Origin of the sequence: Pseudomonas sp. B21-035, assembly GCF_024748945.1 — a bacterium.
In the GTDB taxonomy this organism is placed as follows: Bacteria; Pseudomonadota; Gammaproteobacteria; order Pseudomonadales; family Pseudomonadaceae; genus Aquipseudomonas.
The window spans coordinates 5,598,802-5,623,386 of sequence record NZ_CP087179.1; the positions used below are offsets into that span (position 1 = coordinate 5,598,802).

Annotated in this window: 20 protein-coding genes; 5 read left to right on the forward strand and 15 right to left on the reverse strand. The window is 63.6% G+C overall.

Features of this window, described 5'->3' with window-relative positions; all coding sequences use genetic code 11:
* Positions 1-163: 163 nt before the first annotated feature.
* Together LOY22_RS25655 and LOY22_RS25660 are read right to left on the reverse strand one after the other, a co-directional pair.
* Positions 164-1,522 (reverse strand): aspartate aminotransferase family protein, encoded by a 1,359-nt coding sequence (locus LOY22_RS25655; RefSeq protein ID WP_093378291.1) that lies wholly within the window; start codon positions 1,520-1,522, stop codon positions 164-166.
* A 47-nt stretch (positions 1,523-1,569) separates the two neighbouring features.
* Entirely contained in the window at positions 1,570-2,928 is a 1,359-nt protein-coding gene (locus LOY22_RS25660) for a glutamine synthetase family protein (protein WP_045201108.1), read from the reverse strand.
* 605 nt (positions 2,929-3,533) lie between these two features.
* On the opposite strand from LOY22_RS25660, the gene LOY22_RS25665 reads away from it, so the two are divergent.
* Positions 3,534-4,910: a glutamine synthetase family protein gene (locus LOY22_RS25665; protein ID WP_045201104.1), complete on the forward strand. Its 1,377-nt coding sequence runs from the start codon at positions 3,534-3,536 to the stop codon at positions 4,908-4,910.
* A 91-nt stretch (positions 4,911-5,001) separates the two neighbouring features.
* Here LOY22_RS25665 and argA read toward each other — a convergent pair whose 3' ends face one another.
* Positions 5,002-6,300 carry an amino-acid N-acetyltransferase gene (gene argA / locus LOY22_RS25670; RefSeq protein WP_195885279.1) on the reverse strand — a complete coding sequence of 433 codons (1,299 nt, stop codon included), beginning with the start codon at positions 6,298-6,300 and terminating at the stop codon, positions 5,002-5,004.
* Between the two features lie 115 nt (positions 6,301-6,415).
* Positions 6,416-7,573, reverse strand: coding sequence for an acetylornithine deacetylase (gene argE, locus LOY22_RS25675; protein WP_258595363.1), 1,158 nt, complete (start codon positions 7,571-7,573; stop codon positions 6,416-6,418).
* A 126-nt stretch (positions 7,574-7,699) separates the two neighbouring features.
* On the opposite strand from argE, the gene LOY22_RS25680 reads away from it, so the two are divergent.
* Entirely contained in the window at positions 7,700-9,067 is a 1,368-nt protein-coding gene (locus tag LOY22_RS25680) for an inorganic triphosphatase (protein WP_093378272.1), read from the forward strand.
* A 3-nt stretch (positions 9,068-9,070) separates the two neighbouring features.
* On the opposite strand, the gene LOY22_RS25685 is transcribed toward LOY22_RS25680, so the two are convergent.
* Entirely contained in the window at positions 9,071-9,541 is a 471-nt protein-coding gene (locus tag LOY22_RS25685; protein ID WP_123565204.1) for an Lrp/AsnC family transcriptional regulator, read from the reverse strand.
* A 125-nt stretch (positions 9,542-9,666) separates the two neighbouring features.
* On the opposite strand from LOY22_RS25685, the gene LOY22_RS25690 reads away from it, so the two are divergent.
* From LOY22_RS25690 to LOY22_RS25700, 3 genes are all read left to right on the forward strand, one after another.
* Complete coding sequence (locus tag LOY22_RS25690; protein WP_195885282.1) at positions 9,667-9,987, forward strand: hypothetical protein; 321 nt, start codon at positions 9,667-9,669, stop codon at positions 9,985-9,987.
* An 85-nt stretch (positions 9,988-10,072) separates the two neighbouring features.
* A complete protein-coding gene (locus LOY22_RS25695; RefSeq protein WP_258595365.1) occupies positions 10,073-11,743 on the forward strand; it encodes a GspE/PulE family protein in 1,671 nt (556 codons plus the stop codon).
* Positions 11,744-11,834: 91 nt separating this feature from the next.
* Complete coding sequence (locus tag LOY22_RS25700) at positions 11,835-12,152, forward strand: DUF2388 domain-containing protein (protein ID WP_045201089.1); 318 nt, start codon at positions 11,835-11,837, stop codon at positions 12,150-12,152.
* Positions 12,153-12,203: 51 nt separating this feature from the next.
* On the opposite strand, the gene gcvP is transcribed toward LOY22_RS25700, so the two are convergent.
* From gcvP to LOY22_RS25750, 10 genes are all read right to left on the reverse strand, one after another.
* Positions 12,204-15,077 (reverse strand): aminomethyl-transferring glycine dehydrogenase, encoded by a 2,874-nt coding sequence (gcvP, locus tag LOY22_RS25705; RefSeq protein ID WP_258595368.1) that lies wholly within the window; start codon positions 15,075-15,077, stop codon positions 12,204-12,206.
* A gap of 79 nt (positions 15,078-15,156) precedes the next feature.
* A complete protein-coding gene (gene gcvH, locus LOY22_RS25710) occupies positions 15,157-15,540 on the reverse strand; it encodes a glycine cleavage system protein GcvH (protein ID WP_093378249.1) in 384 nt (127 codons plus the stop codon).
* A gap of 47 nt (positions 15,541-15,587) precedes the next feature.
* Entirely contained in the window at positions 15,588-16,670 is a 1,083-nt protein-coding gene (gene gcvT, locus LOY22_RS25715) for a glycine cleavage system aminomethyltransferase GcvT (RefSeq protein WP_045201083.1), read from the reverse strand.
* A gap of 121 nt (positions 16,671-16,791) precedes the next feature.
* Positions 16,792-18,414, reverse strand: coding sequence for an iron ABC transporter permease (locus LOY22_RS25720; RefSeq protein ID WP_258595371.1), 1,623 nt, complete (start codon positions 18,412-18,414; stop codon positions 16,792-16,794).
* A gap of 144 nt (positions 18,415-18,558) precedes the next feature.
* Entirely contained in the window at positions 18,559-19,560 is a 1,002-nt protein-coding gene (locus LOY22_RS25725; protein WP_258595373.1) for an extracellular solute-binding protein, read from the reverse strand.
* A gap of 102 nt (positions 19,561-19,662) precedes the next feature.
* The gene (locus LOY22_RS25730) at positions 19,663-20,880 is read right to left on the reverse strand and encodes a 2-octaprenyl-3-methyl-6-methoxy-1,4-benzoquinol hydroxylase (RefSeq protein ID WP_176794311.1); all 1,218 of its coding nucleotides are present in this window, start codon (positions 20,878-20,880) and stop codon (positions 19,663-19,665) included.
* Between the two features lie 9 nt (positions 20,881-20,889).
* On the reverse strand, positions 20,890-21,372 hold the full coding sequence (locus LOY22_RS25735) for a DUF4442 domain-containing protein (protein WP_045201076.1): 483 nt from the start codon (positions 21,370-21,372) through the stop codon (positions 20,890-20,892).
* 2 nt (positions 21,373-21,374) lie between these two features.
* Entirely contained in the window at positions 21,375-22,568 is a 1,194-nt protein-coding gene (ubiH, locus tag LOY22_RS25740; protein ID WP_045201074.1) for a 2-octaprenyl-6-methoxyphenyl hydroxylase, read from the reverse strand.
* Entirely contained in the window at positions 22,565-23,899 is a 1,335-nt protein-coding gene (gene pepP, locus LOY22_RS25745; protein WP_093378235.1) for a Xaa-Pro aminopeptidase, read from the reverse strand. Before pepP ends, ubiH begins: the two co-directional genes overlap by 4 nt.
* 23 nt (positions 23,900-23,922) lie before the next feature.
* The gene (locus LOY22_RS25750) at positions 23,923-24,477 is read right to left on the reverse strand and encodes a YecA family protein (protein WP_093378230.1); all 555 of its coding nucleotides are present in this window, start codon (positions 24,475-24,477) and stop codon (positions 23,923-23,925) included.
* Positions 24,478-24,585: the final 108 nt, after the last annotated feature.

The following is a 24,585-nucleotide window of genomic DNA, read 5'->3' on the forward strand; positions in this document are numbered from 1 at the left end:
TGCTCCAGAATTTTTTATTTAGCCATCTGTTCAGCGGCCGGCTTATTCGGCGCAAGCTCCGAGCGACTGAAACAGCCGCTAGTCTGGCAAGTTACAAGGCGCTCTTTCAACAACAGAGGCGCCTTGAAACCCATTGATGCCATTACGCTAGCCTAGCACCTGGCTATTTCAGCGCTTCGAGCGTCAGGTCCAGGCATTTGCGCGCCTTTTCCACCAGCTCGTCGATCTCGGCGTGGCTGATCACCAGCGGCGGCGCGATGATCATGGTGTCGCCCACGGCGCGCATGATCAGGCCGTTGTCGAAGCAGAACTGGCGGCAGATCATGCCAGCACCCTGGCCTTCGTAACGGGCACGGGTGGCCTTGTCCTTGACCAGCTCGATGGCACCGAGCATGCCCAGGCCACGCACTTCGCCCACCAGCGGGTGATCGTTGAGCTCACGCAGACGTTTCTGCAAATACGGTGCCGTTTCGGCCTGAACCCGCTCGATGATCTTCTCGTCGCGCAGGATCCGCAGGTTTTCCAGGCCTACCGCCGCCGCCACCGGGTGGCCGGAGTAAGTGAAGCCGTGGTTGAAGTCGCCGCCTTGGCTAAGCACCTTGGCCACTTCGTCACGTACGATCACACCGCCCATGGGGATGTAACCGGAGGTCAGACCCTTGGCGATGGTCATCAGGTCGGGCTTGAGGTCGTAGTAATCGGAACCGAACCACTCGCCAGTGCGACCGAAGCCACAGATCACTTCGTCGGCAATGAACAGGATGTCGTACTTGGCGAGGATCTCCTTGATCTTCGGCCAGTAGGTTTCTGGCGGAATGATCACCCCGCCGGCGCCCTGGATCGGCTCGGCAATAAAGGCGGCGACCTTGTCTTCGCCGACTTCGAGGATTTTCTTTTCCAGCTGCTCGGCAGCCCAGACCCCGAACTCGTCCGGGGTCATGTCACCGCCCTCACCGAACCAGTATGGCTGCGGGATGTGCTCGATGCCCGGCAGCGTGCCACCCTGGGCATGCATGCCGCTCATGCCGCCCAGGGCGGCGCCGGCCACGGTGGAGCCGTGATAGCCATTGATACGGCCAATGATCACCTGTTTCTGCGGCTTGCCCTTGAGCGCCCAGTAATGGCGGACCATGCGCAGGTTGGTGTCGTTGCCTTCAGAACCGGAACCGGTGAAGAACACATGGGTCATGCCCTTGGGCGCCACGGCGGTAACCGCCTTGGCCAGCTCCAGTGCCGGTGGGTGGGCAGTCTGGAAGAACAGGTTGTAGTACGGCAGCTCGCGCATCTGCTTGGCGGCCACTTCAACCAGCTCTTCACGGCCATAACCGACCGCCACGCACCACAGGCCCGCCATGCCATCGAGGATTTTGTTGCCCTCGCTGTCCCACAGGTGCACGCCCTCGGCTTTGGTGATGATCCGCGGCCCCTTCTCTTTCAGCTGTTGGTAGTCACTGAAAGGTGCCAGGTGATGCTCACTGCTAAGGGTTTGCCACTCACGGGTTTGCGGGTTGTTGACGCTCATGTGCTTCTCCGTTTGTTGACGGCCGCGGTCCTGCGGCTCCGGGTTGATCAGACCGCAAACAGCAGGAACTCACGTTCCCAGGAGCTGATTACGCGTTTGAAGTTTTCATGCTCGGCGCGTTTGGTGGCGACGTAGCCGGTAATGAATTTCTTGCCCAGGTAGGGTTCCAGGGCCTTGCAGTTTTCCATGCGCTCGAGGGCGTCCTCGATGGTCAGCGGCAGGCGCAGGTTACGCCGCTCGTAACCACGACCCTGTACCGGCGCGCTCGGCTTGATGCCTTCGACCATGCCGATGAAACCGCACAGCAGGCTGGCGGCGATCGCCAGGTAGGGGTTGGCGTCGGCGCCTGGCAGGCGGTTCTCGACCCGGCGGTTCTGCGGGCCGGCATCCGGTACGCGCAGGCCGACGGTACGGTTCTCTTCGCCCCACTCGACGTTCACCGGCGCCGAGGTGTCGGGCAGGAAGCGGCGGAACGAGTTGACGTTGGGGGCGAACAGCGGCAGCACCACCGGGATGAACTTCTGCAGGCCGCCGACGTGGTTGAGGAACAGCTCGCTCATGCGCCCGTCTTCGTCCGAGAAGATGTTCTTGCCGGTGTGCACGTCGATGATGCTCTGGTGCAGGTGCATGGCGCTGCCCGGCTCGCCGGTCATCGGCTTGGCCATGAAGGTGGCGGCGACGTTGTGCTTGAGCGCAGCCTCGCGCATGGTGCGCTTGAACACCAGAATCTGGTCGGCCAGCGACAAGGCATTCCCGTGACGGAAGTTGATTTCCATCTGCGCCGTGCCGTCTTCGTGGATCAGCGTGTCGAGGTCCAGGTTCTGCAGCTCGCACCAGTCGTAGACGTCCTCGAACAGCGGGTCGAATTCGTTGGCCGCTTCAATAGAGAAGGACTGGCGACCGGTTTCCGGGCGCCCGGAGCGGCCAATCGGCGGCTGCAGGGGGAAGTCCGGGTCTTCGCAGCGCTTGGTCAGGTAGAACTCCATCTCTGGCGCCACGATCGGCTGCCAGCCCTTGTCGGCGTAGAGCTTCAAAACCTTCTTGAGCACGTTGCGCGGCGACAGCTCGACCGGGTTGCCCTGCTTGTCGTAGGTGTCGTGGATCACCTGGGCGGTCGGCTCGATGGCCCAGGGCACGAGAAACACCGCGTTCTCGTCGGGGCGGCAGATCATGTCGATGTCGGCCGGGTCGAGCAGTTCGTAATAGATGTCGTCATCGACATAGTCGCCGGTCACGGTCTGCAGCAACACGCTCTCGGGCAGGCGCATGCCTTTTTCGGCGATGAACTTGTTGGTCGGCGAGATCTTGCCGCGGGTGATACCGGTGAGGTCGCTGATCAGGCACTCGACTTCGGTGATCTTGTGTTCTTTCAACCAATCGGTGAGCTGGTCGAGGTTGCTACTCATAAATACCTCAGGAGGTAAATGTCTGGACTGACGTCAGGACGTGACCCGGAGTGGGCCGTCCCAGACATTCTGGATGCCCCACGGGGCTAAAGCAAAAGTCAGGCGCAGGGAGGCCGCAACGGGCAGTTCCCGCAAGGCTGACGAGCCCGCTATAGTGATGGCAGAGGTCATTCGAAGTAGCGTCGACAGCAGGCAGGACGCCTGGGCCGTCAATTATTTCAGCCGGGGCGCAAGGTGCTGGCGCAGGGCGCAAGCCACCCGCGAGGAATGCGTGCAAACCGTTCTGTGAACGGCGGGCGATGATGCCGGTTGTCGGCAGGCGTGACATGTAACCCCCGGTATTATTGGTGTTATGGGTTGCCACCGAGCTTAGCCTTGTTCATTTTTTTACACAACACCCCCGTAAAAAATAGAACACGGCCCGCTCAAGATCGCCGTTACCGTACGAAAGCAGCCCTTGTCGGCGCCCCCAATTGCAGCAAAAATGCCGCTTGAGGGCCATTTTAGGGCATCATGGGGCTGGCTTGACTTCAGCAAGGCTTTCCGATTGACTGAACCTGCAAGCCCCCATTGATTGATATTTTTAACAACAAAGGTGTTGCATCATGTCGGTACCCCCGCGTGCCGTTCAGCTTAACGAAGCGAACGCGTTCCTTAAGGAACATCCTGAGGTTCTCTACGTTGACCTTCTGATTGCAGATATGAATGGTGTGGTGCGCGGCAAGCGCATCGAGCGCACCAGCCTCCACAAGGTTTACGAGAAAGGCATCAACCTGCCGGCCTCCCTCTTCGCCCTGGATATCAACGGCTCGACCGTCGAAAGCACCGGCCTTGGCCTGGACATCGGCGATGCCGACCGCATCTGCTATCCAATCCCGGACACCCTGTCCAACGAGCCCTGGCAAAAGCGCCCGACCGCGCAACTGCTGATGACCATGCACGAGCTCGAAGGTGAACCGTTCTTCGCTGACCCGCGGGAAGTCCTGCGCCAGGTCGTGAGCAAGTTCGACGAGCTGGGCCTGACCATCTGCGCCGCATTCGAGCTTGAGTTCTACCTGATCGACCAGGAGAACGTGAACGGCCGCCCGCAACCGCCGCGCTCGCCGATCTCCGGCAAACGCCCGATCTCGACCCAGGTCTACCTGATCGATGACCTCGACGAATACGTCGACTGCCTCCAGGACATCCTCGAGGGTGCCAAGGAACAAGGCATTCCGGCTGACGCCATCGTCAAGGAAAGCGCCCCGGCACAGTTCGAAGTCAACCTGCACCACGTTGCCGACCCGATGAAGGCCTGCGACTACGCGGTACTGCTCAAGCGCCTGATCAAGAACATTGCCTACGACCATGAAATGGACACCACCTTCATGGCCAAGCCCTACCCGGGCCAGGCGGGTAATGGTCTGCATGTCCATATCTCGGTGCTGGACAAAGATGGCAAGAACATCTTCACCAGCGAGGATCCCGAGCAGAACGCCGCACTGCGTCACGCGATCGGCGGTGTGCTCGAGACCCTACCGGCGTCGATGGCGTTCCTGTGCCCGAACGTCAACTCGTACCGCCGTTTTGGTGCCCAGTTCTACGTGCCGAACTCGCCTAGCTGGGGCCTGGACAACCGTACCGTGGCCCTGCGCGTGCCGACCGGCACCCCGGACGCCGTGCGCATCGAACACCGCGTAGCCGGTGCCGATGCCAACCCGTACCTGCTGATGGCCGCTGTACTGGCCGGTGTTCACCATGGCCTGACCAACAAGGTCGACCCGGGCGAACCGGTTGAAGGCAACTCCTACGAGCAGAACGAGCAGAGCCTGCCGAACAACCTGCGTGATGCCCTGCGCGAGCTGGACGACAGCGAGATCCTGGCCCGGTACATCGATCCGAAATACATCGATATCTTCGTGGCCTGTAAAGAGAGCGAGCTGGAGGAGTTCGAACACTCCATCTCCGACCTTGAGTACAACTGGTATCTGCATACCGTTTGATGCTTGAGGGCCTTATCGCGGGTCAAGCCCGCTCCCACAAATATCTTCTGTGGGAGCGGCGGTGCGGCGACCCGACTTGACCCGCGATGCTTTACAGCGCTTTTTCGAAGATCTTCGAATTGCGCTGATAGTTGTACAGCGATGCCCGCGCCGCCGGCAGCCGCTCGACGCCGCTAGGCACAAAGCCGCGTTCGCGGAACCAGTGCGCTGTCCGCGTTGTTAGCACAAACAGCGTGTTGAGCCCCATTTCCCGCGCCCGCGTCTCGATCCGTTCCAGCAGCTCGTCACCGCGACCGCCGTGGCGATACTCCGGGTTGACCGCCAGGCACGCCAGCTCGCCCGCTTCGGAATCGGCAATCGGGTACAGCGCCGCACAGGCGATGATCATACCCTCGCGCTCGACCACACTGAACTGCTCGATCTCACGCTCCAGCACCTCACGCGAACGGCGCACGAGAATGCCCTGCTCCTCCAGCGGGCTGATCAGGTCGAGCAAGCCGCCGACATCCTCGATCGCGGCTTCACGCACCTTCTCGAACTGCTCCTGGGCCACCAGGGTACCGCCACCATCGCGGGTGAACAGCTCGGTGAGCAAGGCGCCATCTTCGCCATAGCTGACGATATGACTGCGCGCCACACCGCCCCGGCAGGCTTCGGCGGCGGCATCAAGCAGCTCGCCCTGGTAGTCGCTGCCCAGACGCTGCAGGTGCGCCGGCACTTGCTGGGGGCGCAGTTCGCGTACCAGCCGGCCCTGTTCATCGAGCAGGCCGCGCTCGGCGCCGAACAGCAGCAGCTTGTCAGCATTCAGTTCAATCGCGGCGCGAGTGGCGACGTCTTCACAGGCGAGGTTGAAGATCTCGCCGGTGGGCGAATAGCCCAAAGGCGAAAGCAGGACGATAGAGCGCTCGTCGAGCAGGCGATTGATACCTTTGCGGTCGACCCGGCGCACTTCGCCGGTGTGGTGGTAATCAACGCCTTCGACCACGCCGATCGGCCGCGCGGTAACCAGGTTGCCGGCAGCCACGCGCAGGCGTGAGCCCTGCATCGGCGAGGCGGCCATATCCATCGACAGGCGCGCCTCGATGGCGATGCGCAAGTGGCCTACGGCATCGATCACGCATTCAAGCGTCGCCGCATCGGTGATGCGCATGCCGCGGTGGTAGTGCGGGGTCAGGCCGCGGGCCGCCAGGCGGCTTTCGATCTGCGGGCGCGAGCCGTGGACCAGCACCAGGCGCACGCCAAGGCTGTGCAACAGCACCAGGTCGTGAACGATATTGCCGAAGTTGGGGTGTTCGACGCCGTCACCGGGCAGCATGACCACAAAGGTGCAGTCGCGGTGGGCGTTGATGTAAGGCGAAGCATGACGCAGCCAATTGACGTATTCGGGCATAACCGGAGAGCCTGTAGAAAATAGGGACAAGAACGGGAAAGCACACAGCGCTCGAAGGGTTATCGTCGGAACAGGCTTGGCGTCACGCGCAATCTCCTCTGCAAAACGGTTCAGCTCAGCGGGCAATTACCGGGCTGAGGCAATAATGTTCGATCAACTCACGCAATAGACGCACGGTAGGCTGCAAGCGTGACATTTCAAGGTATTCGCCCGGCTGGTGGGCGCAGGCGATGTCGCCGGGGCCCAGTACCAGGGTCTCGCAACCCAGGCGCTGAAGATAAGGCGCTTCGGTGCCAAAGGCTACCGCTTCGGCGCGATGGCCGGTAAGACGTTCGGCGACCCGTACCAGTTCCGCATCGGCGGCCTGCTCGAACGGCGGTACCTCGGGGAACAGCGGCGCGTAGTCGATGCGCACCTGATGCTGCTCGGCCAGCGGCGCCAGTTTGTGCCGGATGGCGTTGCGCAGTACTTCAGGGTCCATGCCCGGCAGCGGGCGCAGGTCGAACTCCAGGGCGCACTGCCCGCAGATGCGGTTGGGGTTGTCGCCGCCGTGGATGCAGCCGAAGTTCATCGTCGGTTGCGGCACGCTGAACTGGACATTGTTGTATTCCCGCTGCCACTGCCGGCGCAGGCTCATCAGCTCGCCCATCACCTGGTGCATGGCCTCCAGCGCGCTGTGGCCCAGGCTCGGATCGGACGAATGGCCACTGCGCCCAAGAATGTCGATGCGCTCCATCATCACCCCTTTGTGCAGGCGGATCGGCTTGAGCCCGGTCGGCTCGCCGATCACCGCCGCACGGCCCAGCGGCCGTCCGGCCTCGGCCAGGGCGCGGGCGCCGGCCATCGAGCTCTCTTCGTCACAGGTGGCGAGAATCAACAATGGCTGCTTGAAGTCATGCGTCAGCAGCGGCTGCACGGCCTCGATGATCAGGGCGAAGAAGCCCTTCATGTCGCAACTGCCCAGGCCCACCCAGCGGCCGTCGACCTCGGTCAGCTTGAGCGGGTCGGTCTGCCACAGCTCGGGATCATACGGCACGGTATCGCTGTGCCCGGCCAGCACCAGGCCGCCCGGGCCGCTGCCGTAGCTCGCCAGCAGGTTGTACTTGCCCGGGGTCACCTGCTGAATGTCACAGGCAAAACCCAGGTCCCCCAGCCAGCCGGCCAGCAGGTCTATCACCGCACGGTTGGACTGATCCAGCGACGGCTGGGTACAACTGACCGATGGCGCGGCGATCAGGGCGGCGAACTGCTCTTTGAGCGATGGCAACGGCATGCGCTTTCTCCTTGGGCGAAGCTCATCATAGGGCCATCCGGCACCGGGAATAAACCGCCGCGAGCCGACTCCTGTACACTGCACCCCCAAGACGCTCCCTGTCATTCGAGCCTGGATTACCCAGCAATGCATAAAGAAACCGAAATCAAACTGCGGGTCAGCCGCGAGACCCTCGCCGCCCTGCGTGAACACCCATTGCTGAACAAGCGCAACAAGTCCGGGTGGCAAAGCCGCGAACTGCTCAACCAGTACTTCGACACTCCGGAGCGCGACCTGGCCGCCGCCAAGGTCGCCCTGCGCCTGCGCCGCGACGGCGAGGTGGTCATCCAGACCCTCAAGACCCGCGGCCAGAGCGTCGCCGGCCTGTCCCAGCGCAACGAGTTCGAATGGCAGTTGCCCAAGGCCAAGCTCGACCTGAAAAAACTCGACGCCGAGTGCTGGCCAGAGCAACTGGCCGATGTCGACAAAAAGACCATCAAGGCGCTGTTCACCACCGATTTCACCCGTGAGTACGCCGAAATCGCCTGGGGCCGCGGCAAGGCCAAAGTGGTAATCGAAGCCGCCCTGGACCTCGGCACCGTGGTCGCCGGCAAGCAAAAAGAAGAGATCTGCGAGCTGGAGCTCGAGCTGCGCGAAGGCGCCCCCGAAGCCCTGCTGGAACTGGCCGCCGAGCTGTCAGCCAAGCTGCCGCTGATGCCCTGCGACATCAGCAAGGCCGAGCGCGGCTACCGCCTGCTCGACGCCGGCAGCTACGCCCTGAGCCTGCCAGCCGCCGAACTGAACGCCGAAATGACCCTCGACGACGCCTTCGCCGCGTTGGCCTGGCAGTTGCTCGGCAGCAGCCAGCGCCTGGCCGAACAGTACCGTTTCAACGGTCACTGGCGCCTGCTGCAAGACTGGGTCGAAAACCTCTGGGAACTGCGTGCCCTGGCCAGCAGCCTCGGCCAGGCCGGCCCACGCGCCAGCACCCGCGAGTTGCGCAACAGCCTCGACGCCCTGCTCGAAGACTGGCGCCCGCTGGTGCTCGCCGGTGCCGACGACGAAGATGTACGCCGCGCAGCGCCCGAGCAGTTCGCCGAGGAGCTGCTGGAAACCCGCTGGGGCCAGTTCTCCCTGGAGACCTCGCGCTGGCTGCTGGCCCGTGCCTGGACCGTCGAGCGCAACAAGCGCGGCGACCGCCAGGGCGCCGCACAACTGGCCAACTGGCTGAACGTGCTGCTGGCCGAAGAAGCCAAGGCCCTCAACCTGCCGCTGTATCATCGCCAGCCCGAAGACCTGGCCGAGCAGCTGCCGCGCATCGAGCGCCTGCTGGCCTGGCTGCATCATGCCCGCCAGGTGCTGGAAAGCCCGGACCTGGACCGCCTGTTCGGCGAGCTGAACAAGCTCCAGGAACTGGCCAACCTGCCGATCAGCGACGAAGTGCTCGAAGCCCGCGTCCACCAGGCCATGGCCGTGTTCCAGAGCCGCGGCTGGAAACACCTGCTGCGCAAGTAAGGCTCAAGGCAATACCGGCAAACTCGTCGTGGACTTGATTTCGGACAAGGCCACGGTCGAGTTGACCTCCTGGATCCCCGGCACCATCGACAGCTTTTCGAAGAAGAACCGTTCGTAGGCTTCGATGTCCGGGGTGACAATGCGCAGCAGAAAATCCACTGCGCCCATCAGCACATAACACTCCAGCACTTCCGGAAAACCGCGGATCGCCTCGGTAAACTCGGTGAAGTTGGAGCGCCCGTGGGCGTTGAGTTTGACCTCGGCGAAAATCTGCGTGTTCAGGCCGATCTTCTTGCGGTCGAGCAGGGTCACCTGGGCGCGAATCACCCCCTCCTCTTTCAGGCGTTGTATGCGCCGCCAGCAAGGCGATTGCGACAAGCCCACGCGCTCGGCGATCTGCGCGCTGGAGAGCGAGGCATCTTCCTGCAGCAAGGCCAGGATGCGCCGGTCATAAGCATCCAGTTCGCTGTGCATGATTATTTCTCCAAAGTCATTAGCTGCGAATTGATCTATTCAAGATTGAGCAATATCGCACGATCATAGAGAAGAAATGCCCCGGCCCGCATGTAAAAATTTCTCCACTTTCTGCGGAGAAACCCATGAGCGCTCTCGAACGGCTGGACAGCCCCCTTACGCCCTTGCGCCACGATGTCTGGGCCGCCAACAACGCCCACAGCGATGTCTGCTATCAACTGCAGGTCGAAGCCGAGCCCGACAGCCTGTGCCGGGTGCTCAACCTGTTTGCCCTGCAATTTCTGGTACCGCATCGCTTGAATGTCGAGCAGCAGGATGACCTGCTCAACGTCGAGATTGGCATCAGCGGCCTTAGCTGGCACCGCGCCGAGCTGATTGCGCAAAAAATGCGCAACCTGATTTGCGTAAGCGAAGTGCAGTTGAGCACTGCCGGAAAAGCCTGGTAACCCTTGTTCAGCGGGAAGCCCCGGCTCAGCCGCTAACCTTGCTCAAGCCATCACTGTCGGTGGCGCGGCAAGGAAGCCCGCAGCCATGCACAACCTTAGCGAAGATCGCTGGCTTGACCTGAACACCCTGCTGGACGAGCTGCTGGCCGAGCAACGCATCAGCCCGGCTGATCGCGGCAATTGCCCGCCGGTGCCGCACGACCAGCACCCGCTGGAGTGGATCGCCAGCCAGCAGCTTGCCGACCTGCTTAATCCCGGCCAGCACCTGGACCTCGATAGCCTGTGCCAATGGCTGGCCAGGCAGGCCGGGCAGCCGTACCTGCGTATCGATCCCCTGGAGATCGACCCCGCCCGCCTCACCGGCCTGATGTCTGCAGGCTTCGCCCGGCGCCACGGCATCCTCGCGGTGGCCGCCGATGCCAGCGGCGTCACCGTGGCCAGCGCACAACCTTATGTACGCGCCTGGGAAGCGGACCTGACGCAGGTGCTGCAACGGCCAATCAAGCGCGTGCTGGCCAGCCCGGTGCAGATCCGTCAGCTCAGCCAGACGTTTTTCCAGGTCGCGCAATCGGTCAGCGGCGCCAGTCAGCAGCAGTCGACGCCAATCGCTGCGGGTAATCTTGAGCAGTTGCTTGAGCTGGGCGCGCGCGGGGCTGACGCACAAGCCAACGATGCGCACATTGTCAGCATCGTCGACTGGCTGTTGCAGTACGCCTTCGAGCAGCGCGCCAGCGATATCCACCTCGAGCCCCGGCGCGACCAGGGCCAGCTGCGCTTTCGCATCGACGGCGTGCTGCACCCGGTCTACCAGTTTCCGGGGCCGGTGACTCTGGCGGTGGTCAGCCGCCTGAAAAGCCTGGGGCGCATGAATGTCGCAGAAAAACGCCGGCCCCAGGACGGCCGGATCAAGACCCGCCTGCCAGGCGGCGCAGAGGTCGAGCTGCGGCTGTCGACCCTGCCGGCCACATTCGGTGAAAAGCTCGTACTGCGTGTTTTCGATCCACAGTTGCTGCAACAGGACTTTGCCCAACTGGGCCTCGGCGGCGCCGACCTCAAGCGCTGGCTGGCCATGCTCGACCATCGCCACGGCATTATCCTGGTCACCGGGCCTACCGGCTCGGGCAAAACCAGCACCCTGTACGCCAGCCTCAAACACCTGGCTACCCCGCAGATCAACCTGTGCACCGTCGAAGACCCGATCGAGATGGTAGAACCGGCCTTCAACCAGTTGCAGGTGCAACCAGCCATCGACCTCGACTTTGCCGCCGGCACCCGCGCCCTGCTGCGCCAGGACCCGGATGTCATCATGATCGGCGAAATACGCGACCTGGAAACCGCTCAGGTGGCGATCCAGGCCGCCCTCACCGGCCACCTGGTACTCTCGACCCTGCATACAAACGATGCCTGCAGCGCCATCACCCGCCTGCTGGAGCTGGGCATTGCGCCCTACCTGCTCAAGGCCAGCCTGATCGGGGTCATGGCCCAGCGCCTGGTGCGTACCCTGTGCCGGCACTGCAAGGGAGCGCCGCTGGGGTGCCGGGAATGCCGGCACACCGGGTATCACGGCCGTAGCGCGATCTTCGAGTTGCTGGGCATCAGCGATGCGCTCAAGTCACTCATCAACCGTGAAGCCGACCTGCCTGGCCTGCGCCAACTGGCGTTGAAGGAAGGGATGCACAGCCTCAGGCAAAGTGGCCTGGACAAAGTCGCGGCCGGGCAGACAAGCCAGGCTGAAGTGCTTCGCGTCACGGCCTGAGGCTGCGACAAAGCTTTTACCCGGGCAGGGAACTAGATCTGCGCAAAGCCGATCAAAGGCCCCAGTTCACCTCACGTTGGAGTCACCCCCGATGCGCCTCAAATTCGCAGTCGCAACCCTCGCCCTGCTGTCCCTGCCGGTTGGTTCTGCCATGGCCGATACCTTCTGGCGCAACGTCATCTCGTCCGGCGCCACCACCGGTTCCACCTACCTGACCTTCAAGGACCACAAACTGGTCATGGCGGCCCAGGATGATGCCGGCAGCTACGTCGCCAGCGAAGGCGCGATTCGCGGCCCGTACCTGGAAGCGGCGATGCACAAAGTGCGCGCCGACAACCCGGGGCTGCAAGTCAGCGACATGGAACTGGCCAATGCGATCCTGGCCAAGAATGCGCTAGCCAGCGAGTAAGCTCGCGACCGCTGTGGGAGCGGATAAATCCCCTCCCACACCAATAGCGCTTCAACGATAGTCATCCACCGGCACACAGGCGCAAAACAGGTTCCTGTCGCCATACACATTGTCGACGCGATTCACTGCCGGCCAATACTTGTGCTGCCGCGCATGGGCACTGGGCGCCACGCCCTGGGCAATGCTGTAGGGCCGCTCCCACACCCCTAGCACATCCTCCAGCGTATGCGGCGCATGCTTGAGCGGGTTGTCTTCGGCCGGCCAGTTACCCTCCTGCACTTCACGGATCTCGGCGCGAATGCTCAGCATCGCCTCGACAAAGCGATCCAGCTCCGCCTTCGACTCGCTCTCGGTCGGCTCGACCATCAGGGTGCCCGGCACCGGGAACGACATGGTCGGCGCGTGGAAACCGTAATCCATCAAGCGCTTGGCCACATCCTCCTCGGTGATGCCGGTCAAGGCCTTGAGCGGGCGCAGATCGAGGATGCATTCATGGGCCACCCGTTCGTTGCGCCCGCGATAAAGCACCGGGAAGGCGCCGCCCAATTGCTCGGCCAGGTAGTTGGCCGAGAGGATCGCCACCTCGCTGGCATCGGCCAGTTGCGGGCCCATCATGGCGATGTACATCCAGCTGATCGGCAAAATGCTCGCGCTGCCCCAGGGCGCGGCGCTGACTGCGGTGTTCTGCGGGTCGGGGCCAGGCAGCGGGATGACCGGGTGGCTGGCGACAAACGGCGCCAGGTGTGCGCGCACACCGATCGGGCCCATGCCCGGGCCGCCACCGCCGTGGGGGATGCAGAAGGTCTTGTGCAGGTTCATGTGCGAGACGTCGGCGCCGATATCCGCTGGCCGCGCCAGGCCGACCTGGGCATTGAGGTTGGCACCGTCCATGTACACCTGGCCGCCGTGCGTGTGGATAACCTCGCAGATCTCGCTGATGCCTTCCTCGTACACGCCGTGGGTCGATGGGTAGGTCGCCATCAGGCACGACAGCTTGTCGCCAGCCGCCTGCGCCTTGGCTTTGAGGTCGGCCAGATCGACGTTGCCGGCCTGGTCGCACTCGACGATCACCACCTGCATCCCGGCCATCTGCGCCGAGGCCGGGTTGGTGCCATGGGCCGAGGCCGGGATCAGGCAGATATCACGTTGCGGTTGATGACGGCTGCGGTGGTACTTGGCAATTGCCATCAGCCCGGCGTACTCGCCCTGGGCGCCGGAGTTGGGTTGCATGCAGATGGCATCGAAGCCGGTGATCGCGCACAGCCAGCTTTCCAGCTCGTCGATCATCGCCTTGTAGCCCTGCACCTGCGCGGCCGGGGCAAAGGGGTGCAGCAGGGCGAAACCCGGCCAGGTGATCGGGATCATCTCGCTGCTGGCATTGAGTTTCATCGTGCACGAGCCCAGCGGGATCATCGACTGGTTCAGCGCCAGGTCCTTGTTCTCCAGCTGCTTAAGGTAGCGCAGCATCTCGGTTTCGCTGTGGTGCAGGTTGAACACCGGGTGGCTGAGAAAAGCCGAGCGTCGCACCAATGCCGACGGAATGCCCTCGGGCTGCGCCAGAGCATCCAGCGCGGCGATATCCAGGCCGTGGTCGGCGCCCAGGAAGATATCGAACAGGCGCATCACCGTGGTTTCGTCACAGGTCTCGTCGAGGCTCACGCCCAGTTGCCCGCGACCCAGAATCCGCAGGTTGATCTGCGCCGCCTCGGCGCTTTCGATAATGGCCGTCTGACTGCCGCCGACTTCCAGGGTCAGGGTGTCGAAGAAGTGCTCGTTGAGGCGCTTGATGCCCTTGCTCTCCAGACCCGCCGCCAACACGAAGGTCAACGCATGCACGCGCTGGGCGATGCGCTGCAGGCCTTCCGGGCCGTGGTACACCGCATAGAAGGCGGCGATGTTGGCCAGCAGCACCTGGGCGGTGCAGATGTTGGAGTTGGCCTTCTCGCGGCGGATATGCTGTTCGCGGGTTTGCAGGGCCATACGCAACGCGGTGTTGCCGCGGGCATCCTTGGACACGCCGATGATGCGCCCAGGCATGGCCCGCTTGAATTCGTCCCGGCAGGCAAAGTACGCCGCATGCGGGCCACCAAAGCCCATGGGCACGCCGAAGCGCTGAGAGGAGCCCAGTACCACGTCGGCGCCCTGCTCACCCGGCGGCATCAGCATCACCAGGCTGAGCAGATCGGCAGCGACGCAGGCCAGCGCCTGCTGGGCATGCAGCTGAGTGATCAGCGGCCGCAAGTCACGCACTTCGCCGTGGGTATCGGGGTATTGCAGCAAGGCCCCGAACACCTGGTAGTTCGCGAGGTTATCCACAGCGTCGACGATCAGTTCGAAACCAAAGCCCTCGGCGCGGGTCTGCAGCACCGAGAGGGTTTGCGGGTGGCAGTGTTCATCGGCGAAGAAGGCATTGCTTTTCGACTTGGCCACGCGCTTGGCCAGGGCCATGGCTTCTGCCGCGGCAGTGGCTTCGTCGAGCAACGAGGCGTTGGCGAGGTCCAGGCCGGTGAGGTCGATGATCATTTGCTGGAAATTGAGCAAGGCTTCCAGGCGGCCCTGGGCGATTTCCGGTTGATACGGGGTATAGGCGGTGTACCAGCCCGGGTTTTCGAGGACGTTACGCAAAATGACGGTTGGCGTGATGGTGCCGTGATAACCCATGCCGATCAGGCTGGTCCACACCTGGTTCTGCTCGGCATAGCCCTTGAGCTTGGCCAGGGCAGCCTGTTCATCGAGGGCCTCAGGCAGCTCCAGTGGCCGGTTCAAACGGATGCCCGGCGGCACGGTCTGTTCGATCAGCTCGCGGCGGCTGCCAACCCCGAGGGTGGCGAGCATGGCCTGCTGCTCTGAGGCATCGGGGCCCAGGTGGCGACGCAGAAAAGGATTGCGGTCGTGCAGTTGGCTCAGGGACGGCGACTGGGACATAGCGGCTCTCTCTTCCTCGACCAAGCCTCGAGCGCTCGAGGCATATTGAGTCTAGGAAGAGATTGCCGCCTGCGTGAAACTATTCGCCGATGGCGGCTTTGTAACCAGCGGCGTCGAGCAGTTTGTCCAGCTCGGCCTTGTCGCTTGGCTTGAGTTTGAAGATCCAGCTGGCATATGGGTCGCTGTTCAGCGACTCGGGGCTATCGGCCAGCTCTTCGTTTACCGCGATCACTTCACCGCTGACCGGTGCGTAGATATCGGAAGCGGCCTTGACCGACTCGACCACGCCCGCCGCATCGCCGGCGGCAAAGACCTTGCCCACTTCCGCCAGCTCGACGAACACCACGTCACCCAGGGCTTCCTGGGCATGGTCGCTGATCCCGACAGTCACAGAGCCATCGGCTTCCAGCCGGGCCCATTCGTGGCTTTCGGCAAAACGCAGGTCGGCGGGGATATTGCTCATAATTGTTGTCCTCGATTGGGTCAGCGGTTGGCCCGCCAGAATTGGGTTCAGATCAGGATCTTGCCATGGCGCACGAAGGTCGGCTTGACCACCCGCACCGGGTACCACTTGCCGCGAATCTCCACCTCGGCACGATCGGCGGTGGCCATCGGCACCCGCGCCAGGGCAATGGATTTGCTCAGCGTAGGAGAGAAACTACCACTGGTGATCTCCCCTTCGCCAATCCCGGCGACACGGACCACCTGATGGGCGCGTAAAACCCCGCGCTCTTCGAGCACCAGGCCGACCAGTTTCTGCTCGACGCCATGCTCGATTTCTTCCAGCAGGCCCTTGCGACCGATGAAGTCACGCGCTGCCGGCTCCCAGGCGATGCTCCAGCCCAGGTTCGAGGTCAGCGGCGTGTGGGCTTCGTCGATGTCCTGGCCATACAGGTTCATGCCCGCTTCCAGGCGCAGGGTATCGCGGGCGCCAAGGCCGCTGGGGGCGATGCCGGCGCCGACCAGGTCGTTGAAAAACGCCGGGGCCTGTACCGCCGGGAAAATGATTTCCAGGCCATCCTCACCGGTATAACCGGTGCGGGCGATGAACCAGTCACCATCGGCCAGGCCTTCGAAGGGCTTGAGTTCACGGATCAAAGCGGCGCGGGCAGCGGTTACCAGCTCCGCGACCTTTTCTCGCGCCTGCGGGCCCTGGATGGCAAGGATGGCCAGTTCCGGGCGCTCGCTCAGCTCGACCTCGAAGCCGATCATCCGCGCCTGCAGCCAGGCCAGGTCCTTGTCGCGGGTCGAGGCGTTGACCACCAGGCGGTAACCGTCTTCACAGCGGTAGACGATCATGTCGTCGATCACCCCGCCCTGCTCGTTGAGCATGGTGCTGTACAGGGCCTTGCCGGTGGCGTTCAGGCGCGCGACATCATTGGCCAGCACCTGTTGCAGCCAGGCACCGGCCTGGGCGCCACGGATATCGATCACGGTCATGTGGGATACATCGAAGACCCCGCAGGCCTGGCGCACCTGATGGTGTTCCTCGACTTGCGAGCCGTAATGCAGGGGCATATCCCAACCGCCAAAATCGACCATCTTGGCGCCGAGGGCCAAGTGCAGGTCATAAAGAGGCGTACGCTGTCCCATGGGTTTCTCCTTCCGGGCGTGGCGAGGCTACGGCGGCTGGCAGCGTTGCAGCTACCCGGTCTGTAGGACCGGCCGCAGCGAATGCCGCGCATTGTAGCTGCAAGCAAGCAGGCTTACACCCTCAGCGCGTTTGACCGGGGTGGCGGGCCGAACGTCGAATCAGGCCGATGACCGGCAGCAAGCCGACCAGCACCAGGGTCAGCGCCGGTAGCGAAGCCCGCGACCATTCGCCTTCGCTGGTCATTTCGAATACCCGAACCGCCAGGGTATCCCAGCCAAAGGGGCGCATCAGCAAGGTCGCCGGCATTTCCTTGAGCACGTCGACGAATACCAGCAGCGCCGCGCTCATGGCACCGGGCACCAGCAAGGGTAGATACACCTTGAAAAACAATCTCGGGCCACTGACTCCCAGGCTGCGCGAAGCTTCCGGCAAGGACGGGCGAATCCGTCCCAGGCTGTTTTCCAGCGGGCCGTAGGCCACGGCGATAAAGCGCACCAGATACGCCAGCAACAAGGCCGACAGGCTGCCGAGCAGCAACGGCTTGCCGGCACCACCGAGCCAGCCGGACAGCGGCACCACCAACTGGTTATCGAGGTAACTGAAGGCCAGCATGATCGACACTGCCAGCACCGAGCCGGGCAAGGCATAGCCCAGGTTGGCCAGGCCGACGCCGGCGCGGATGGTCGAGGTCGGCGCCTGGCGCCGGGCAAACGCCAGCATCAGGGCAACACACACAGTAATCAGTGCCGCCATGGCGCCCAGGTACAGGGTATGCAGGATCAGCCCGGCATAGCGCTCGTCAAGGTCGAAACGCCCCCGCTGCCAGAACCACACCAGCAACTGCAGCATCGGCACCACGAAGGCACAGGCGAAGACCAGCAGGCACCAGCTGCTGGCGGCCAGGGCCTTGATGCCCCGCAAGTGATACAAGGCCTTGCCGCGCGGGCGTTCGTTGCTGCTGCGCACGGCGCCACGGGCCCGGCGCTCGCCGTACAGCACCAGCATCACCGCCAGCAACAGCAGGCTGGCCAGTTGCGCGGCGCTTGAGAGGCTGAAGAAGCCATACCAGGTCTTGTAGATGGCGGTAGTGAAGGTGTCGAAGTTGAACACTGACACCGCGCCAAAATCCGCCAGGGTTTCCATCAATGCCAGGGCCACCCCGGCACCGATGGCCGGCCGCGCCATGGGCATGGCAACCCGCCAGAATGCCTGCAGCGGCGACAGACCCAGAACCCGCGCCGCTTCCATCAGGCCCTTGCCCTGGGCCAGGAAGGCGTTACGGGCCAGCAGGTAGACGTAGGGGTAGAACACCAACACCAGCACGGTGATGACCCCGCCGGTAGAACGCACCCGCGGCAGGCGCAAGGGTCCGAACCATTCGCGCAACAAGCTTTGCACCGGCCCGGCGAAATCCAGCAGCCCGACAAACACGAACGCCAGCACATAGGCCGGAATCGCGAACGGTAGCATCAAGGCCCAGTCGAGCCAGCGCCGCCCGGGGAACTCGCACAGGCTGGTGAGCCAGGCCAGGCTCACGCCCAGCACCGTCACACCAATGCCGACACCGAGGATCAGCGTCAGGGTGTTGCCCAGCAGGCGGCTCATCTGGGTATCGAGCAGGTGCGACCAGATCTGCAGGTCGACCGACTGCCAGGACAACAACAGCACGCTCAGCGGCAGCAGCACCAGGGCGGCGATGATGAAGACCAGGGGGTACCAGCGGCGTTGGGCGGGGTGGGCCAAAAGGAAAAATCTCTATGTAGAAGCACAGGCTCTGTGGGAGCGGCCTTGCCCCGCGATTGCATTGTGTCAGTCACATTGCAATCGCGGGGCAAGCCCGCTCCCACAGGGGGCCGATAAGGGCCCCGGAAGGATAAAGCCTGGCGCTTAGTTCCAGCCAGCCCGATCCATCAGGCGGATGGCTTCGGCCTGGCGTTTGCCGGCCACTTCCACAGCAATGCCGTCGGCCTTGAAGGTGCCCCAGGCAGCCACTTCTTCAGATGGCGCCACGGCCGGGTTGGCCGGGAACTCCTGGTTCACGCCGGCGAAGATTTTCTGCGCCTCGGCACCGGTCATCCATTCGACCAGCTTCTTCGCCGCCTCAGGGTGCGGCGCATATTTGGTCAGGCCGATACCCGAGAGGTTGACGTGCACGCCACGGTCAGCCTGGTTGGGCCAGAACAGCTTGACTGCCAGCTTGGGGTTTTCCTTGTGCAGGCGGCCGTAGTAGTAGGTGTTGACGATGCCGACGTCGCACTGGCCGGCGTTGATCGCCTGGAGCAAGGCGGTGTCGTCGGAGAACACATCGGTGGACAGGTTGTTGACCCAGCCCTTGATGATCTCTTCGGTTTTTTGCTCGCCATGGGTTTCGATCAGGGTAGCGGTCAGCGACTGGTTGTAGACCTTCTTCGCCGTACGCAGGCACAGGCGACCTTCCCAGTTTTTGTCGGCCAGGGCCTCGTAGGTGCTCAGCTCTTCGGGTTTGACCCGCTCGGTGGAGTAGGCGATGGTCCGTGCGCGCAGGCTCAGGCCGGTCCAGTCGTGGGACGAGGCGCGGTACTGGGCGGGGATGTTCTTGTCGATGACGTCCGACTTGATCGGCTGCAGGATGCCCATCTGCTCGGCCTGCCAGAGGTTGCCGGCGTCGACGGTGAGCAGCAGGTCGGCGGTGGCGTTCTCGCCCTCGGCCTTGATCCGCTGCATCAGCGGCGCTTCCTTGTCGGTGATGAACTTGATCTTCACCCCGGTTTCTTTGGTGTAGGCATCGAATACCGGTTTGATCAGCTCGTCGATGCGCGAGGAATACACCACCACCTCGTCCGCCGCCTGGGCGGCCGTGCCGAACAGGGTCAGAGCCAGGGCGGCCATTACGTGCTTGCGTGGCAACATGGTGCAGTCCTCGGAATTCATGAGAGGCGCAAATGGTAGTTAATCCCATTTGCCTTCTCAACCGAACTCACAAGGGAGGAGTTACCAGATGTTGCGGGGCCCTCAGGCCCGCGCCAGTTCCGGCAGGTCACCGCTCAAGCCCAAGGCCTGGCGCACGAACAGGGCCTTGGCTTCCGGCAATTGCTCGATCCATTTCAGGCCGCTGTTGCGCAACCAGCGCAACGGCAGTGGATCGGCCTGGAACAAGCGCTCGAAGCCTTCCATCGCCGCCATCAAGGCCAGGTTGTGCGGCATGCGTCGGCGCTCGAAACGGCTCAGCACGCGAATATCAGCCAGGCGCTCGCCACGCTCGTAGGCATGCAGCAACTCTTCGGCCAGTACCGCGGCATCAAGGAAACCGAGGTTGACGCCCTGCCCGGCCAGCGGGTGGATGGTGTGCGCGGCATCGCCGATCAGCGCCAGGCCTTCGGCCACGTAACGCTTGGCGTGACGCTGGCGCAGCGGCACGCAAACCCGTGGGTCGGCCTGCAGGACGCCGCCCAGGCGCCCTTCGAAGGCGCGCTCAAGCTCGGCGCAGAACGCCTCGTCGCTCAAGGCCATCAAGTGTTCAGCCTGCTCGGGCGTGGTCGACCAGACGATCGAGCACCAGTCCTGCTGGCCATCGCGCAACAACGGCAGGAACGCCAGCGGCCCCTCGTCGGTAAAGCGCTGCCAGGCGGTCGCCTGATGTGGCCGGGCACAACGCACGCTGGTGACGATGGCGTGGTGCAGATAATCCCACTCGCGGGTCTCGCAGCCAGTCAGGCGGCGTACCGCCGAGTTGGCGCCGTCGGCGGCAATCACCAGCGGCGCACGCAGGGTACGGCCGTCGGCCAGGGTCAGCAGCCAGTCGTCGCCGGAGCGGCGCATCTGCTCCAGACGGGCATTGGCCAGCAGGCCGATTTCGCTGTCGTGCAGACGCTCCAGCAGGCCATCCTGCACTACCCGGTTCTCGACGATATGGCCAAGCACTTCGGCGTGCACGCTGGCCGCCGAGAAGTGGATCTGACCGGTGCCGCTGCCATCCCACACGTGCATGTCCGAGTAGGGGCTCAGACGTCGCTCGCTGACTCCCTGCCAGGCGCCCAGGCGTTCGAGAATGCGCTGGCTGGCCGCCGACAAGGCGCTGACCCGCGGCTCGAACGCCGATTGCTGGTCGAAGGGTTTGATCGACAAGGGGCTGCCGTCGAGCAAGAGAATTTCCAGGCCGCTGTGCTGCAACGCCAGGGCCAGGGCGCTGCCGACCATACCGGCACCGACAATCAACAGATCTGCGCGCATTTCCATGCCTTAAGCCTGTCTCGCTTGCGGCTTGAGCCGCACGTAAAGGGTTTTGTCGACCCGCGCCACCAGTTCACCGGCGGCATCGCGGATATCGACCTGAAGTCGTGGCAGGTACTTTTTGCCGCCGGCGGTGTGCTGGCGGATGTCGTCGAGCAGGGCATCGTCGATGCGCAGGTCGGCGAACACCGGGCCCTTGCCCGGCGACACGAAATCGATGCTGGCAGCCTTGTCCCAGACGATGTACTCACGCCCGAGCAGCTCCATCAGCATCAGCATGTAGAACGGGTCGACCATCGAGTACAGGCTGCCGCCGAACTGGGTGCCGACATAGTTGCGGTTGAACCAGCGCAGGCCCATGCGCACGCGGATGTGGCGCAGGTCGGGGCTGACGCTGAGCACGCGAATGCCCGCGCCCAGGTACGGCGGGTAGATATTCAGCAGCCAGCGCAGCCTGCGCGCACGCCGGGCCAGTTTGCGCGGGTCGCTCATGCTCAGCTCCGTGGATCCGGGCGAGTTCCCAGGCCCATGGCCTGGCGGGCGAACCAGCGCTTGGCCGGAGGCAGCAGGTCGAGGCCGAGCAGGCCCAGGTTGCGGCCGGTAGCGACCAAGGGTTGGGCGCTGCCGAACAATCGGGTGACGCGGTCGGAGAAGCCCACGGTCAGGTCCTGGTCCAGGCGCTGACGCTCACGGTAGGCCTGCAGGGTGGCGAAATCACCCGGCACTCCAGGGCTGGCCAGCAAGCCGTCGGCCAGCGACTGCACATCGCGCAGTGACAGGTTGAAGCCCTGCCCGGCAATCGGGTGCAGGCTGTGCGCAGCGTTGCCAAGGACTACCAGATGCGGGCGCACCTGCTCCTGGGCCTCGACCAGCGACAACGGATACAAGTGCCGGGCGCCGACCTGGCGCAGCGCACCGAGGCGGTAGCCGAACACGTCCTGCAGCTCGCTGAGGAAGCTGCGTTCGTCCAGCTCGGCCAGGCGCTTGGCGTCCATACCGGCGCGGGTCCAGACCAGCGCGCAGCGGTTCTCCGGCAATGGCAGCAAGGCCATCGGCCCTTCGTCGGTAAAGCGCTCGAAAGCCTGGCCGCAGTGGGCTTCGCTCGGGGTGATATTGGCGATCAGGGCGCTCTGGTTGTACGGCCGCTGGCTGACATGAATACCCAGTTGCTCGCGCAGGCCGGAGCGGCCGCCATCGGCCAGTACCGCCAGGTCGCATTCAAGCGTGGTGTCGTCGTTGAGCGACAGCCGGTAACCGTCTTCCAGCGGCTGCAGGGCGGTGACCTCCGCCGGGCAGCGCCAGCTCACCACCTCAGCGTCCAGGCCCTGCCACAGGCACTGGCCAAGCCAGGCGTTCTCGACCACGTAGCCGAGCGCCGGTACCCCTTCTTCCAGGGCGTCCAGGCGGGTGGCGCCAAAACGGCCACGGTCGGAGACCTGGATCTGACGGATCGGCTCGGCGCGGCGGCTGATCTGTTGCCACAGGCCAAGACGCTCGTAGATTTGCCGGGTACCGAAAGACAACGCCGAAGAGCGGGCGTCATAGCTCGGCTGGAAACTGTCACCCGGGGCGAACGGTTCGATCAGCAGGATCTTCCAGCCACGCGCCTTGGCGCCGGCTTGCAGGGCCAGGGCCAGGCTGGCGCCGACCAGGCCGCCGCCAATGATCGCAAGGTTGACCCGGCTCATGCTGCGGCACTGCGCGCAGCAGCCATCAAGGCTTCGATTTCGGCAACCGTCTTGGGTACGCCGGAGGTCAGGATTTCACAGCCCTGCTTGGTTACCACTACGTCATCCTCGATTCGCACACCGATGCCACGCCATTTTTTCGCGACACTCTGGTTATCGGCACCAATGTAAATGCCAGGTTCAACAGTCAGGGACATGCCCGGCTCGAGCACTCGCCACTGGCCGCCGACCTTGTACTCGCCGACATCATGCACATCCATGCCCAGCCAGTGCCCGGCGCGGTGCATGTAGAAAGCCCGATAGGCTTCGCTTTCAATCAGTTCGTGCACCTGGCCCTTGAGCAGGCCCAGTTCCACCAGGCCTTCGGTAATCACTTGCACCGTGGCCTCATGGGCGTGATTCCAGTGCTTGCCCGGGGCGATGACCGCAAAGGCCGCTTCCTGGGCCTTGAGCACCAGCTCGTAGATGGCCTTCTGCTCCGGCGAAAAACGCCCGCTGACCGGGAAAGTGCGGGTGATGTCGCTGGCGTAGCAGTCAATCTCGCAACCGGCGTCGATCAGCACCAAGTCGCCGTCCTTGAGCAGCGCGTCGTTCTCCTGGTAATGCAGGATGCAGCTGTTGCGCCCGGCGGCGACGATCGAGCCGTAGGCCGGCATCTTCGCCCCGCCCTTGCGGAACTCGTAGTCGAGCTCGGCTTCCAGGCTGTATTCGCGCAGACCGGCGCGGCAGGCCTGCATGGCCCGCACGTGGGCACGGGCGGAAATCGCCGCGGCCTCGCGCATCACTTTCACTTCCGCCGCCGATTTATACAGGCGCATGTCGTGCAGCAGATGATCCAGGGCAACGAATTCGTTCGGCGGCTGCGCACCCAGCCGCGCTTTGGAGCGGATGACGTTGATCCACTCCATCAAGTGGCGGTCGAACTCGGCGTTGCTGCCCATGGCCGAATACACCCGGTCGCGACCTTCGATCAGGCCGGGGAGGATGTCGTCGATATCGGTGATGGGGAAAGCATCATCGGCGCCAAAATCGCGGATCGCCCCTTCCTGGCCAGCGCGCAGGCCGTCCCAGAGCTCGCGCTCGGGATTGCGCTCGCGGCAGAACAATACGTACTCGCCGTGCTCGCGGCCGGGGATCAGGGCGATCACCGCCTCGGGCTCGGGGAAGCCGCTGAGGTACTGGAAGTCGCTGTCCTGGCGGTACACGTGCTCGACGTCGCGGTTGCGGATGGCAACCGCGGCGGCGGGCAGGATGGCGATGCTGTTGGGTTCCATCTGCGCCATCAGCGCCTTGCGTCGACGGGCGTATTCCGACTTGGGGATGTGGCTCATGGGCAGTGGCAGTCCGTGGTTAATCAGTGCAACGAAGGTTTGGCCGCAGGCTCGACCGGCTGCTTCAGCTCGGTGTAGAGCAGCAGCGGGGCGACGCGCAGGTATTCCATGACTTCCATATAGTCGTTTTCGCCGTCTTCGGACTCTTCCAGGGCGTCCTGGACCTGAGAGATCGCGACCAGGTCCTGCAGCACTTCCTTGGCCTCGGTGCTCAGGTCCTTGCCACCGGCATTCAAACCGAAACCGGCAATGAAGCCCTGGCACCATTGACCCAGGGCGGTGGCACGCTCGGTCAGCGGCTCATCATCACCCGGCAGCAACAGCACCACGGTGATATCGTCGCTGGTCAGTTCGCCCTTGACCATTTCTTGCAGGCCGATCAAGGCGTTACGAACGTTGTCTGCCGGTTCGCTTTCCAGCAGGCCGGCGGCGTCTGCCAACCATGCCTCGGCATCGAAGCCGGCACCGGCGCAGCTGCGCCCGAGCAACAGCCCGTGCAGTTCGGCAGGGGAAACAGGATGCCCGTTGCTGCTGAGCAAGGTGGCGAAGGCGGTGTACGGCGAATTGATATTGGGCATGGGCAACTAGGCGCCAGACGGCGCAATGACTAGAATGAAGACCTTGTATCCTAGCACCGGCAGGCGCGCCAAGACCATCGACGCGGCCAACTCCGGGCCGGCCAGGGC